Below are 12,757 nucleotides of genomic sequence, written 5' to 3'. Positions count from 1 at the left end.
GCAGAGGCCAAACAACAGAACGGACCCCCACGTGTTGCCACCAAGCACGGGGGGTCCGCTCCATTTGCCGGGGGCCGCCCAAACCCCCGGCCTGCGCAGCTAGCCGGTGGCCGTCACACCCCGACCGGCAGCACGCCGAGGAAGCACCGTCGGCCAGTGAGCCAACGCCGCCGTGGCCGCATACCAGGCAACCGCCCCGGCAGCCACGGCGAACCAGCCGCCCACCTTCGCGAGCGACCCGCTGGTCGCGAACTGCGCGATGGCGAGAAGCACCAGGGAGACGAAGAACAACCCGTACGTGCCCTGCGTGAGTTGATCCCCACCCGCGAGGGTCAACGTCAGGGCCACGAGGGCGAACAGGGCCAGGAACAGCCCCGCCGCGTTGGCGGACATCGAGTTGCCGGCCGTCACGGCCCAGGTGAACCACAGCGCGCCGAGCGCCGAGTACGCCGTACCGTTGACGGAGTCACCGTCGCGGAAGGCGAGGAGTCCGGCGACGAAGAGCGCAACGCCGCCTACGTAGTGGGCCAGTGAGACGGCGTCAGCGGCCGACACGCCATTGATCACGTGGGTGTATCCGAGTCCGAACGCCAACAGGGTGATACCCAGGGCGAGTCGGCCGACCACGGTAGTGGTTCCGCTTCCCGCAGAGACGTCGTTGTCCACGGCGGGCTCCCTTCATGCATGTGCAGTTGTGCGGTGACCGATATATGCCCTTCACAAAGGCACAAACACCTCTACGCGCGAGTAGATTTGCGCGCCGCACAAAGCAGGCGGACCCTTCCCGGATCGCATCTCACCTGGGAGAACGAGGAGTTACGGAATGACAACGACGGGCCGCTTCGCCCGCTTGGCGAGCCGCCCCGCGACGGAGCCGAAAATCCGCCCCACGATGCCCTGCGTGGAGCCGACGACGATCGCGTCCGCCTCGTACTCCCGCCCCACCTCTTCGAGTTCGTGGCAGATGTCGCCGCCGCGCTCGACCAGGATCCAGGGCACCTCGGCCAGATAGTCCGCACACGCGAGCTCGAGCCCCAGCACCTCGGTGCGGTGGTCCGGCACGTCGACGAAGACCGGTGGCTCACAGCCGGCCCACACCGTGGTGGGCAGCCGGTTGGCGACGTGCACGATGATCAGGCCCGATCCGGAACGGTGGGCCATGCCGATCGCATAGGCGAGGGCGCGCTCGCTGGACGTGGAACCGTCGAAGCCGACGACTACGCCGTGCTTGAAGGCTGGATCGCAGGAATGGCGTGGCTCTTCGGCCGCCTGGGGCTCGGCCGCCGTGGGATCGGCGACGGGGCGCTTGCGGTCCGCGGGTTCGAAGAATTCGTGACCGGCCATGGCTGTCTCGGCGTTTTGATCCTTTATGGAAGGGCCCGCGAGCGGAGCTCACTGATGGATGCGGTCGGGTGCGGCGGAGCTGTGTCCGGGAATCATCTTCCCAACCCCATACCCCCAAGGGTACGGCGGCACGCCTCCTTAGCCCAGATCCCGCCCACGGTGCGTGGGGGTTCCAGGGAGCATGCACGAGGTGCGCCCGTAACGCAATGGTTGCTGCCCTGTACAGGCGGTTTGCACAGGGTTCACTTGTCCGGGGGGCCGGTGGCCTCGGCGCACAGTGACCGCCCGGTCGAACACGCGTTGAACACCGAGACCCAGGCACCAGGGAGCACGCATGTCCGGACCGCACCCCACCCCCGAGACTCCCCGCGCGACCGCCCCGCCCCAGGACACCGTGACCGATGTCGTCCGCTGGGCGGCGTTCAGCTGTGTCCTCGTCCCGGTGGTCCTTCTCTGGTACGGCAGCTCGCTCGCCGGCGCCGCGGGCACGGCGTTCGGTCTCGCCGCCGTCACCGCGGTGTGCCGGCTGCTGCTGCGCCAGTCCGAGCGCGTGGCGGCCCGCCCACGGAGCGAGGAATCACCCTCCCGTCGGGGCCGCCATCACAGGAGCGGCACGGGTGCTCACAGAGGGAGGCGTCACACTGGGGGAAGTACACCGGTCGGCTGACCGGTTTCCGCGCACGCGTCCGATGCTTTTCAGCCAACTTCCTGACCCGGTGCATCCCGTGCCCCGACCACCCCCCAACCCCCGTTCCACCTGCAGAGAAAGGGGTGCGGGGGCCCGGCGTACCCTACGTGGATTGGCCACTGCGACAAGGCGCACTTCCCTGCACGGCCCGCGAGTGCAACGCTTCGTGATCGAATGCTTCACGCCAAGTTGCCATGTCGACATTGTGCCGGTTGCCGAACCGGTCACACCGGCACCGCGCGACACAGTAGATTCGATCTTGACGTCTTACGGCGGGGGACTCGTGCAGGACCGAGGGGAAACGTGCAGGAGCGACACAACCGAGGAGCCGCGACCACCGAGGGGGGCTTAGCAGTATGAGCCACGACTCCACCGCCGCGCCGGAAGCCGCGGCCCGGAAGCTTTCCGGGCGACGCCGCAAGGAGATCGTCGCGGTGCTGCTGTTCAGCGGCGGCCCCATCTTCGAGAGTTCCATACCGCTGTCGGTGTTCGGAATCGACCGCCAGGACGCCGGCGTGCCGCGCTACCGACTGCTGGTGTGCGGCGGCGAGGAAGGCCCGCTGCGGACCACAGGGGGCCTGGAACTCACCGCGCCACATGGCCTGGAGGCGATATCGCGCGCCGGCACGGTCGTCGTGCCGGCCTGGCGCTCGATCACGTCTCCGCCGCCGGAGGAGGCGCTCGACGCACTGCGCCGGGCGCACGAGGAAGGCGCCCGCATAGTCGGGCTGTGCACCGGCGCCTTCGTGCTGGCGGCGGCGGGCCTGCTGGACGGCCGCCCCGCGACCACACACTGGATGTACGCACCGACGCTGGCCAAGCGCTATCCGTCGGTGCACGTCGATCCGAGAGAGCTCTTCGTCGACGACGGCGATGTGCTGACCTCCGCCGGTACGGCGGCCGGAATCGACCTCTGTCTCCACATCGTGCGGACGGACCACGGCAACGAGGCGGCGGGCGCACTGGCCCGGCGTCTGGTGGTGCCGCCGCGCCGGTCGGGCGGTCAGGAGCGCTACCTCGACAGGTCTTTACCAGAGGAGATCGGCGCCGACCCGCTCGCGGAGGTCGTCGCCTGGGCGCTGGAGCACCTCCACGAGCAGTTCGACGTGGAGACCCTCGCCGCGCGCGCCTACATGAGCCGGCGCACCTTCGACCGCCGGTTCCGCTCGCTCACCGGCAGCGCTCCGCTGCAGTGGCTGATCACCCAGCGGGTGCTGCAGGCGCAGCGCCTCCTTGAGACGTCGGACTACTCGGTGGACGAGGTCGCGGGCCGCTGCGGCTTCCGCTCGCCGGTGGCCCTGCGCGGGCACTTCCGCCGTCAGCTGGGCTCGTCCCCGGCGGCCTACCGTGCCGCGTACCGGGCTCGCCGTCCGCAGGGCGACAAGCCTGCCGACGTGGAAGGTGCGGCCGGGGCGCCGGGACCCGCGCCCCTGCTGCATCCGGAGGGGCCGGTTCCGATCCAGAGCCGGCGCGCCGCGGCGAGTGCCGTCGGCTCGGGTCCGTCGCTTTCCGCCGCGGCCGCTGCGGAGAACGGCCGCGAGGCCTATGTGACGAGCCGGGCGAGCCTGCCGGGGCAGCGCAGCGGTACCTGACGGCGAGGAGGGGGCGGTGGCCGAGGCCACCGCCCCCTCCTCCCGTACCCCTGCTCCTCGAACACCGGAGGGGCCGATTTTGCGGGCGCCAGCCTTAGGGTGGTCGCATGAACGATCGCATGGTGTGGATCGACTGCGAGATGACCGGCCTCTCGCTGTCCGACGACGCTCTCATCGAGGTAGCCGCCCTCGTCACCGACTCCGAGCTGAACATCCTCGGTGAGGGTGTCGACATCGTCATCCGTCCGCCGTCCAAGGCACTGGAGACGATGCCGGAGGTGGTGCGTCAGATGCACACCGCGTCCGGGCTGCTGGACGAACTCGCCGGCGGCACGACGCTGGCCGACGCGGAGGAACTGGTCCTCTCCTACGTCCGCGAACACGTCAAGGAACCCGGCAAGGCCCCGCTGTGCGGCAACTCGGTCGGAACCGACCGCGGCTTCCTGCTCCGCGACATGCCGACGCTCGAGGACTATCTCCACTACCGGATCGTCGACGTGTCGAGCGTCAAGGAGCTCGCCCGGCGCTGGTACCCGCGGGCCTACTTCAACAGCCCCGAGAAGAACGGCAACCACCGCGCCCTCGCCGACATCCGCGAGTCCATCGCGGAACTGCGCTACTACCGCGAGGCGATCTTCGTGCCGCAGCCCGGCCCCGACTCCGACACCGCCAGGTCCATCGCCGCCAAGCACGTCCTGCCTGCGGAGTAACGCCCCCGAGGGGGCGCGGCACAAGGCGTGCGCGAGCACCCCTTCGGACCCTGTACACTTTTTCTCGGCCGGTCGGAAAACCACGAAGTAAACCGCCGGTCGTGGTGGGTGTAGCTCAGCTGGTAGAGCACCTGGTTGTGGTCCAGGATGTCGCGGGTTCGAGTCCCGTCACTCACCCTGAGTAATCAGCCGGTGACCCTGAAGACAGGGTCACCGGCTGATTCGTTTCCGGGTCCTTTTCCCCGTCTCGCACACCGACGGGATGGCTGCCGTCCCCTCCCGGCCGACGGGCACCGTCCGGGCAACGATCACCGGGACGGTCGCGAAGATCGCCCGGGTCGTCGGCACCCCCTGTCAGAGCCGCGCCTCGGAGGCGGAGCGTGGGACCGCGGCCGTGGCCCGGGCGGGCCGGGCTTCTGCGACGAGCCCGCAGGCACATGTACGGGGGGGCGCGGCTCGGCCGCTCCCTTTCGCCGTGCAGACGCGCAGCCCGGGCGGGAGTCAGGAAGACGTACGCGGCACCAGTTCCGTCGCAAGGACCATCTGGCGGCGTTCCAGGCCGCGGGAGACGGCCGGGCGGCGGTCGGCGATCTCGGCGAGGAGGAGGTCGATCATGCGGCGGCCCATTTCCTCGATGGGCTGGCGGACGCTGGTGAGGGGCGGGTCCATGTGGCGGGCGATGGCCGAGTCGTCGTAGCCGACGAGCGCCACGTCGTCGGGGATGCGCCGGCCCTCCTCGCGCAGGACCTGGCGGGCGCCGGCCGCCATCACGTCGGAGCCCGCGAAGACCGCGTCCAGGTCGGGGCAGCGGGCGAGCAGTCTGGTCATCGCCCGGCGGCCGCCCTCCTCGGTGAAGTCGCCCGGTTCGATGAGGAGTTCGTCGGCCTCCTGGCCCGCGTCGCGCAGGGCGTCGCGGTAGCCGTCGACGCGGCGCTGGGCGCCGTAGACGTCGAGGCGGCCGGTGATGTGGGCTATCTTGCGGCGGCCCCGGGAGAGCAGGTGCTCCACCGCCGAGCGGCCACCGCCGTAGTTGTCCGAGTCCACCGAGGTCAGGGTCTCGGCGGCCGACCGGGGGCCGCTGATCACGGCGGGGATCTCCAGCTGCGCGAGGAGGTCGGGAAGCGGGTCGTCCGCGTGCACCGAGACCAGAAGGACGCCGTCCACGCGGTGGGCGGCGAGGTACTGCGCGAGGCGGCGGCGCTCGCGGTCGCTGCCCGCGAAGATCAGCAGGAGCTGCATCTCCGTCTCGGACAGCTCGGCGCCGACCCCCTTCAGCATGTCCGAGAAGTACGGCTCCGCGAAGAAGCGGGTCTCCGGCTCGGGAACGACCAGGGCGATCGCGTCCGTGCGGTTCGCCGCAAGGGCGCGAGCGGCCGTGTTGGGGACGTATCCGAGTTCGGCCACCGCCGCCTCGACCGCCGCGCGGGTCGCGTCGCTGACACGCGGCGAGCCATTGATCACCCTTGAGACCGTGCCGCGGCCCACGCCGGCGCGGGCGGCAACCTCTTCGAGGGTGGGTCGACCACCGCTCCGGTTCCGCATCTGGCTCCGCCTTCCGCCGTTATTACAGCTGGCCTGGAATCTAACAGTCCCGGGGGATCCGTGAACGTCCCCGGGGGCTCCCGCCCAGCGTCCCGAAGGGGCGCGGGACTGCATCGACATGCGGCTTCGCCGCAATGGGGGTCCCCCCGCTCGAGCGAAGCCGAGAGTGGGGGAGCGACCGGCCACGGCGTACCCGCAGAGGGCGTACCGGCCGGCCGGCGGAGCGCTCACGCACCGGAGTCCTCTCGTCCAGTTAACGGCCCGATAACTGAACGCATCTCGCCATGCCGACTCCCTTGACACCCCCGCTCGAACCCGCGAACCTTCAACACATCACTTGTGGGAGCGCTCCCACAGTACCTGACACATACACATCCCGCACGTTCCCCGCCCGAGCCGCAGCGTGTAGAACGGGCCCAACAGTGCAGTTGGCCGGGGGGTCGGCACGTCAGGCAACAGGAGGACGCAATGCGCACGAGTACCCGCCGGTCCCACCGGCTGATGGCCCTCGCGGCCGTCGCCGCGCTGACCACGGGACTGCTGGCCGGTTGCTCCAAGGACTCGGACGACGGCTCGTCGAACGACAGCGGCGGCAACGGCAAGGGCAAGACCACACTGACCATCGGCACCTTCGGTGTGTTCGGCTACAAGCAGGCCGGTCTCTACGACGAGTACATGAAGCTGCACCCGGACATCAGCATCAAGGAGAACGTCACCACCCGTACCGACGTGTACTGGCCGAAGGTCCTCACCCGGCTGCAGGCGGGCTCCGGCACCGACGACATCCAGGCGATCGAGGTCGGCAACATCACCGAGGCCGTGCAGACGCAGGGCAGCAAGTTCGTCGACCTCGGCAAGGACGTCGACAAGTCCCAGTGGCTGGACTGGAAGAACGCGCAGGCCACCACCAAGGACGGCAAGCTGATCGGACTCGGCACCGACGTCGGCCCGATGGCGATCTGTTACCGCAAGGACCTCTTCAAGAAGGCCGGTCTGGAGACGGACCGCACCAAGCTCGCCGCGCAGTGGAAGGGCGACTGGGCGAAGTACGTGGCCCTCGGCAAGGAGTACATGAAGAAGGCGCCCAAGGGCACCAAGTTCGTGGACTCGGCCTCCTCCGTCTACAACGCGGCCCTCGGCGGCGGGTCGGAGCGCTACTACGACAAGGACGGCAACGTCGTCTGGGACAAGTCCGACGGTGTGAAGAAGGCCTGGGACGTCGCCATGTCCGTGGCGACCAGCGACATGTCGGCGAAGCTGAAGCAGTTCGACCCGACCTGGGACCAGGGCTACGCCAAGGGCACCTTCGCGACGGTGGCCTGCCCGGCATGGATGATCGGCTACATCGAGCAGAAGTCCGGCGCCTCCGGCAAGGGCAACTGGGACGTGGCGGCGGCCCCGACCGCGTCCAACTGGGGCGGCTCCTTCCTCGGCGTGCCGACGGCGGGCAAGCACCAGAAGGAGGCCATCGCCCTGGCGAAGTGGCTGACCGCGCCCGAGCAGCAGGCGAAGGTCTTCGCCAAGCAGGCCAGCTTCCCGTCGACCCCGTCGGCGTACGCGAACCTGAAGCCGGCCGCGGACACCACGGCCTACTTCTCGAACGCGCCGATCACGCAGATCTTCGCCGACTCGGCGAAGACCATCCCGGTCCAGTACTTCGGCATCAAGGACCAGCCGATCAACACGGCGATCACCGACGTCGGCATCCTCCAGGTCGAGCAGAAGGGCAAGAGCCCGGCGCAGGGCTGGGACGCGGCCAAGAACGAGGTCAAGGACGTGCTCGGCCAGTGACCAGCTCCCAGCAGGCTCTCGCGCATTCCGCGTCGAGCGCCGAGGCCGCGCCCGGCACCCCGCCGGGCGCGGCCCGGGGCGCTCACGGTCGCGGTACACCGCCGGGCCCCGACTCATGGCGCAGCCGGCTGTACCGCTGGGACATGAAGGCGTCCCCGTACGCGTTCATCGCCCCCTTCTTCATCATCTTCGGGGCCTTCGGACTCGTCCCGCTCCTCTATACGGCCTGGTACTCGCTGCACAACGTGCAGCTGTCCGGTCTGGACCACCAGACCTGGGCCGGCCTGGACAACTACCAGCACCTGCTGTCCTCGGAGTTCTTCTGGAACGCCCTGGAGAACACGTTCAGCATCGGCGTGATCTCCACCGTTCCGCAGTTGCTGATGGCGATCGGGATCGCCCATCTGCTCAACTACAAGCTGCGCGGCTCGACTCTGTGGCGGGTCGTGATGCTCACCCCGTACGCCACCTCGGTGGCGGCGGCGACGCTGGTCTTCACGCTGCTGTACTCGTGGGACGGCGGCATGGTCAACTGGTTGCTCCATTTCGTGGGTGTCCACCCGATCAACTGGCGCGAGTCCGACTGGGGCGGGCAGTTCGCCGTCTCCACGATCGTGATCTGGCGGTGGACGGGCTACAACGCGCTGATCTACCTCGCGGCGATGCAGGCGATCCCCTCCGACCTGTACGAGTCGGCGGCGATCGACGGCGCGGGCCGCTGGCAGCAGTTCCGCCATGTGACGATCCCGATGCTGCGGCCGACAATCCTGTTCACGGTGGTCGTCTCCACGATCGGCGCGACCCAACTGTTCGGTGAGCCGCTCCTGTTCGGCGGGGTCAGCGGCTCGAAGGGCGGTTCCGCGCACCAGTACCAGACGCTCGGCCTGTACATGTACGACCAGGGCTGGGGCATCGGCAACCTCGGCAAGGCCTCCGCGATCGCCTGGACGATGTTCCTGATCCTGCTGGTCATCGCCGCGATCAACCTGCTGATCACCCGACGGTTGAGGAAGTCCCATGACGACCAGTGAACTGACACTCCCTCAGGCGAAGGGGAAGGGCGAGCGCCGTGGCCCCGGACGCCGCAGGGTGCTCGGCGCGGGCAAGCAGATGCACGCGGGCCCGGTCACCTATGTCGTCCTGACGGTCTTCGCACTGATCTCGCTGGCCCCGCTGGTCTGGACGGCCATCGCGGCCTCGCGCAACAACGAGCGGCTCGCGCAGTCACCGCCGCCCCTGTGGTTCGGCGCGAACCTGTTCAAGAACCTGCAGGCCGCCTGGGACCAGGCCGGGCTCGGCACCGCGATGGTCAACTCGACGATCGTCGCCGGGACCATCACCATCGGTACGGTCCTGTTCTCCACGCTCGCCGGGTTCGCCTTCGCCAAGCTGCGGTTCAGGTTCTCGAGCACCCTACTGCTGCTGACCATCGGCACCATGATGATCCCGCCGCAGCTGGCCGTCGTACCCCTGTATCTGTGGATGGCGGACCTGGGCTGGTCCAACCAGCTGCAGACGGTCATTCTGCCCACCCTCGTCAGCGCCTTCGGCACGTTCTTCATGCGGCAGTACCTGGTGCAGGCGCTGCCCACCGAGCTGATCGAGGCGGCCCGGGTGGACGGGGCGAGCAGCCTGAGAGTCGTCTGGCACGTGGTCTTCCCCGCGGCCCGTCCCGCGATGGCCGTGCTGGGCCTGCTGACCTTCGTGTTCGCCTGGAACGACTTCCTGTGGCCGATCATCGCCCTCAACCAGCAGAACCCGACCGTGCAGGTCGCCCTCAACTCGCTCGGCACCGGTTATGTCCCCGACCAGGCGGTGATCATGGCGGGCGCGCTGCTGGGCACGCTGCCGCTGCTGATCGCGTTCATCCTGTTCGGCAAGCAGATCGTGGGCGGCATCATGCAGGGCGCGATCAAGGGCTGACGGTTCGGCGTCCCGGCTGCGTTCCGGTGCTGCCGTAGTCGTTGTACGTCGCCTGGGGGCCGGGTCAGCGCCGCCTCGGCCCCTCTTCTCCCGCCGTTCCTCCCCCTGTCCCTCCCCCACCCCTCCAACTCTTCGGTCTCGACGACCACTTATGGGAGCGCTTCCATGCCTGAGTCCGCACAGCCGGCGACCCCGGTGACCTTTCCCCCCGCCTTCCTCTGGGGTGCCGCGACCTCCGCGTACCAGATCGAGGGGGCGGTGCGGGAGGGCGGTCGTACGCCCTCGATCTGGGACACCTTCAGCCATACGCCGGGCAAGACCGCCGGCGGCGAGCACGGTGACATCGCTGTCGACCACTACCACCGGTACCGCGAAGACGTGGCGCTCATGGCCGAGCTGGGCCTGTCCGCGTACCGCTTCTCGATCTCCTGGTCGCGGGTGCAGCCGACGGGCCGGGGGCCCGCCGTACAGGTGGGCCTGGACTTCTACCGGCGGCTGGTCGACGAGCTGCTCGAGCACGGCATCAAGCCGGCCGTCACCCTCTACCACTGGGACCTGCCGCAGGAACTGGAGGACGCGGGCGGCTGGCCGGAGCGGGACACGGCGCTCAGGTTCGCCGAGTACGCGCAGATCGTGGGCGAGGCGCTGGGCGACCGGGTGGAGCAGTGGATCACCCTGAACGAGCCGTGGTGCAGCGCGTTTCTGGGCTACGGCTCCGGGGTGCACGCGCCGGGCCGGACGGACCCGGAGGCGTCCCTGAGGGCCGCTCATCACCTGAACCTGGCGCACGGGCTCGGCACCTCGGCCCTGCGGTCGGTGATGCCGGCCCGCAACTCGGTCGCGCTCAGCCTCAACTCCTCGGTGGTCAGGCCCCTTTCGCCGCAGGACCCGGGGGACCTGGCGGCGGTGCGGAAGATCGACGACCTGGCCAACGGCGTCTTCCACGGCCCGATCCTGCACGGGGCGTACCCGGAGTCGCTGTTCGCGGCGACCGAGCTGATCACCGACTGGTCGTACGTCCTCGACGGCGACCTCGGCGCGATCCACCAGCCGCTGGACGCGCTGGGTCTCAACTACTACACGCCCACGCTGGTCTCGGCGGCCGAGGCGGACCCGAGCAACCCGCGCGCCGACGGCCACGGCGCCAGCGACCACTCCCCGTGGCCGGGCGCGGACGACGTCGCCTTCCACCAGACCCCGGGCGAACGCACCGAGATGGGCTGGACGATCGACCCGACCGGCCTGCACGAGCTGATCATGCGGTACACGAGGGAGGCGCCCGGACTGCCGTTGTACATCACCGAGAACGGTGCGGCCTACGACGACAAGCCCGACTCCGACGGCCGCGTCCACGACCCCGAGCGCATCGCCTACCTGGAGAAGCATCTCGCGGCGGTGCGCCGGTCGATCACCGACGGCGCGGATGTCCGCGGGTACTACCTGTGGTCCCTGATGGACAACTTCGAGTGGGCGTACGGGTACGAGAAGCGCTTCGGGGCGGTGTACGTCGACTACGCCACGCTGACTCGTACGCCGAAGTCGAGCGCCCTCTGGTACGGGCAGGCTGCTCGGACGGGGACGTTGCCTCCTGTGGCGGCGGACTGACCGGGGGCGGGAGCCCACAGCGGGGGCGCGGCGCCCGAGGGGGACGCCGCGCCCCGGCCGGGTGGGGGGAAGTCCGGCCGGGGCGCGTCAACCCCCGTTGCACGGTGGTCAGTTGAAGGCTCCGAACGCCTTCGAGAAGGCGAACTTGTCCTGGGTGATCGAGCTGCAGGTGGCGTCGGCGGTGGGCTTGGTCCCGCCGGCGCACTGCTTGTCGCGGGTCGCCGACCACATCGACAGGCCGCCGAGGCCCTTGGTCTTGGCGAAGGCCGTCAGCTGGGTGGCGTCGTCAACCTTGAAGATCTCGGACGAGACGTCGTTGACCCCGATCATCGGGGTGACCGCGACCGTCTTCCAGGCGGCAGCGTCGGAGAGGCCGAGCACGCTCTTGACCTGCGCCTGCGTGGCGGTGGCCGCCTGCTCGGCGTAGGTGCCCATGTCGCCGCTGTAGGAGGCGCCGTAGTCCATCGCCATGATGTTGACGGTGTTGATCTTCGCGCCGTTGGACTTGGCGTTGGAGAGGAGGTTCACCCCGTCCTGGGTGAGGCCCTCGGGCATGACCGGGAGGGTGAAGGAGACGTCCAGGTCGGGGTGGGCCGCCTGGAGCTTGGCTATCGCCTTCGCGCGGTTCGTGTTCGCCGTGGTGTTGGGGAGCGCGCCGCCCTCGACGTCGAAGTCGACCTTGGTCAGCTTGAACTGGTCCACGACCTTGCCGTACGCCGTGGCGAGCGCGTCCGCCGAGGAGCACGTCGTCGCCAGTTCGGAACCGGAGGCGCCGCCGAAGGAGACGCGGACGTCACCGCCCTTGGCGCGCAGGGCGCCGATCTGGGATGCCACCCCGTCGCTGCCGAGGTCGGTCACACCGCCCCACTTGGGTGTGCAGCCGCCGCCGTCGGTGATGAAGGCGAGGTTGTAGTTCTTCACGCCGGTCGCGTCGGCGCTCGCGAGGAGGTCGAAGGCGGGGTAGAGGGAGGTGTCGACGTAGGGGGCGAAGCCCGCGCCCGCCGTGGTGCCGGTGCCGGAGCTCTGGGTCGGGGTGGGGGTGGCCGTGGGGGTCGCCGTCCTGGTGGGAGTGGGGGTGGGGGTCGGGGACTGGGTCGGGCGGCCGCTCGGCTCGGGCGTCGGGCCGTCGTCGGCGGAACACTTGGCGCCGTCGACGAGACAACTGCTTGGGTTGCCGGTGCCGTTGACGACGAAGCCGACGGTGACGGACTTGCCGGGCGCGAGGCCGTCGGTGTCCCACTTGGCCCGCGTCACGGTGACGTGCTGTCCGCTCACGCTGGACTCGGCGTTCCAGAGCGAGCTCAGCCTGGCGCCGGACGGCAGGTCGAACTCCAGCTTCCAGCTCTTCTCCGTCTGCGCGGTGTTGTTCGTGACGACGTACTGCGCGGTGTAGCCGGTCGACCAGTCGCTGGTCTTCGTGTACGCGGCGGCCACTCCGGCCGCCTGCGCGGTACCGGTGAGCAGGAGCGCGCCGCCACCGATCACGGCCGCGGCGACAGCTCCGCCGATCGCCTTGTTCCTGCCACTGATCCTGCGCCGGTGCGTGCTCATGCGCGTGCCTG

The 12,757-nt window shown here is 69.5% G+C and carries 11 protein-coding genes and 1 tRNA gene; 8 read left to right on the top strand and 4 right to left on the bottom strand.

The genetic code is table 11. The annotated features are described in order from the left end of the window. Positions 1-99: 99 nt before the first annotated feature. Both ACWC1K_RS15140 and ACWC1K_RS15135 read right to left on the bottom strand, forming a co-directional pair. Complete coding sequence (locus ACWC1K_RS15140; protein ID WP_115908016.1) at positions 100-666, bottom strand: GPR1/FUN34/YaaH family transporter; 567 nt, start codon at positions 664-666, stop codon at positions 100-102. A gap of 150 nt (positions 667-816) precedes the next feature. After that, positions 817-1,344, bottom strand: coding sequence for a universal stress protein (locus tag ACWC1K_RS15135; RefSeq protein WP_115908015.1), 528 nt, complete (start codon positions 1,342-1,344; stop codon positions 817-819). A gap of 334 nt (positions 1,345-1,678) precedes the next feature. Here ACWC1K_RS15135 and ACWC1K_RS15130 point away from each other — a divergent pair, with 334 nt between their 5' ends. From ACWC1K_RS15130 to ACWC1K_RS15115, 4 genes are all read left to right on the top strand, one after another. Further along, positions 1,679-2,011 carry a hypothetical protein gene (locus ACWC1K_RS15130; protein ID WP_450831529.1) on the top strand — a complete coding sequence of 111 codons (333 nt, stop codon included), beginning with the start codon at positions 1,679-1,681 and terminating at the stop codon, positions 2,009-2,011. Positions 2,012-2,388: 377 nt separating this feature from the next. Beyond that, the gene (locus ACWC1K_RS15125; protein WP_450831528.1) at positions 2,389-3,624 is read left to right on the top strand and encodes a helix-turn-helix domain-containing protein; all 1,236 of its coding nucleotides are present in this window, start codon (positions 2,389-2,391) and stop codon (positions 3,622-3,624) included. A 107-nt stretch (positions 3,625-3,731) separates the two neighbouring features. Further along, a complete protein-coding gene (gene orn, locus ACWC1K_RS15120; RefSeq protein WP_450831526.1) occupies positions 3,732-4,334 on the top strand; it encodes an oligoribonuclease in 603 nt (200 codons plus the stop codon). Positions 4,335-4,438: 104 nt separating this feature from the next. Then, positions 4,439-4,511 (top strand) — tRNA-His (locus ACWC1K_RS15115). 324 nt (positions 4,512-4,835) lie between these two features. Here the strand turns inward: ACWC1K_RS15115 and ACWC1K_RS15110 are convergent. After that, positions 4,836-5,876 carry a LacI family DNA-binding transcriptional regulator gene (locus ACWC1K_RS15110; protein WP_450831524.1) on the bottom strand — a complete coding sequence of 347 codons (1,041 nt, stop codon included), beginning with the start codon at positions 5,874-5,876 and terminating at the stop codon, positions 4,836-4,838. A 468-nt stretch (positions 5,877-6,344) separates the two neighbouring features. Here ACWC1K_RS15110 and ACWC1K_RS15105 point away from each other — a divergent pair, with 468 nt between their 5' ends. From ACWC1K_RS15105 to ACWC1K_RS15090, 4 genes are all read left to right on the top strand, one after another. Further along, complete coding sequence (locus tag ACWC1K_RS15105) at positions 6,345-7,667, top strand: ABC transporter substrate-binding protein (protein WP_450831522.1); 1,323 nt, start codon at positions 6,345-6,347, stop codon at positions 7,665-7,667. Then, positions 7,664-8,698: a carbohydrate ABC transporter permease gene (locus ACWC1K_RS15100; RefSeq protein WP_450831521.1), complete on the top strand. Its 1,035-nt coding sequence runs from the start codon at positions 7,664-7,666 to the stop codon at positions 8,696-8,698. Before ACWC1K_RS15105 ends, ACWC1K_RS15100 begins: the two co-directional genes overlap by 4 nt. Then, on the top strand, positions 8,685-9,590 hold the full coding sequence (locus ACWC1K_RS15095) for a carbohydrate ABC transporter permease (protein WP_450831519.1): 906 nt from the start codon (positions 8,685-8,687) through the stop codon (positions 9,588-9,590). The genes ACWC1K_RS15100 and ACWC1K_RS15095 overlap by 14 nt, the downstream gene beginning before the upstream one ends. 165 nt (positions 9,591-9,755) lie before the next feature. Further along, entirely contained in the window at positions 9,756-11,195 is a 1,440-nt protein-coding gene (locus ACWC1K_RS15090) for a GH1 family beta-glucosidase (protein ID WP_450831517.1), read from the top strand. Positions 11,196-11,303: 108 nt separating this feature from the next. On the opposite strand, the gene ACWC1K_RS15085 is transcribed toward ACWC1K_RS15090, so the two are convergent. Beyond that, positions 11,304-12,746, bottom strand: a complete 1,443-nt coding sequence (locus ACWC1K_RS15085; protein ID WP_450831515.1) for a glycoside hydrolase family 18 protein — start codon at positions 12,744-12,746, stop codon at positions 11,304-11,306. Positions 12,747-12,757 lie beyond the last annotated feature (11 nt).

It is taken from the genome of Streptomyces sp. NPDC001492 (assembly GCF_053597275.1).
This window is presented reverse-complemented; position numbering and strand designations above follow the sequence as displayed.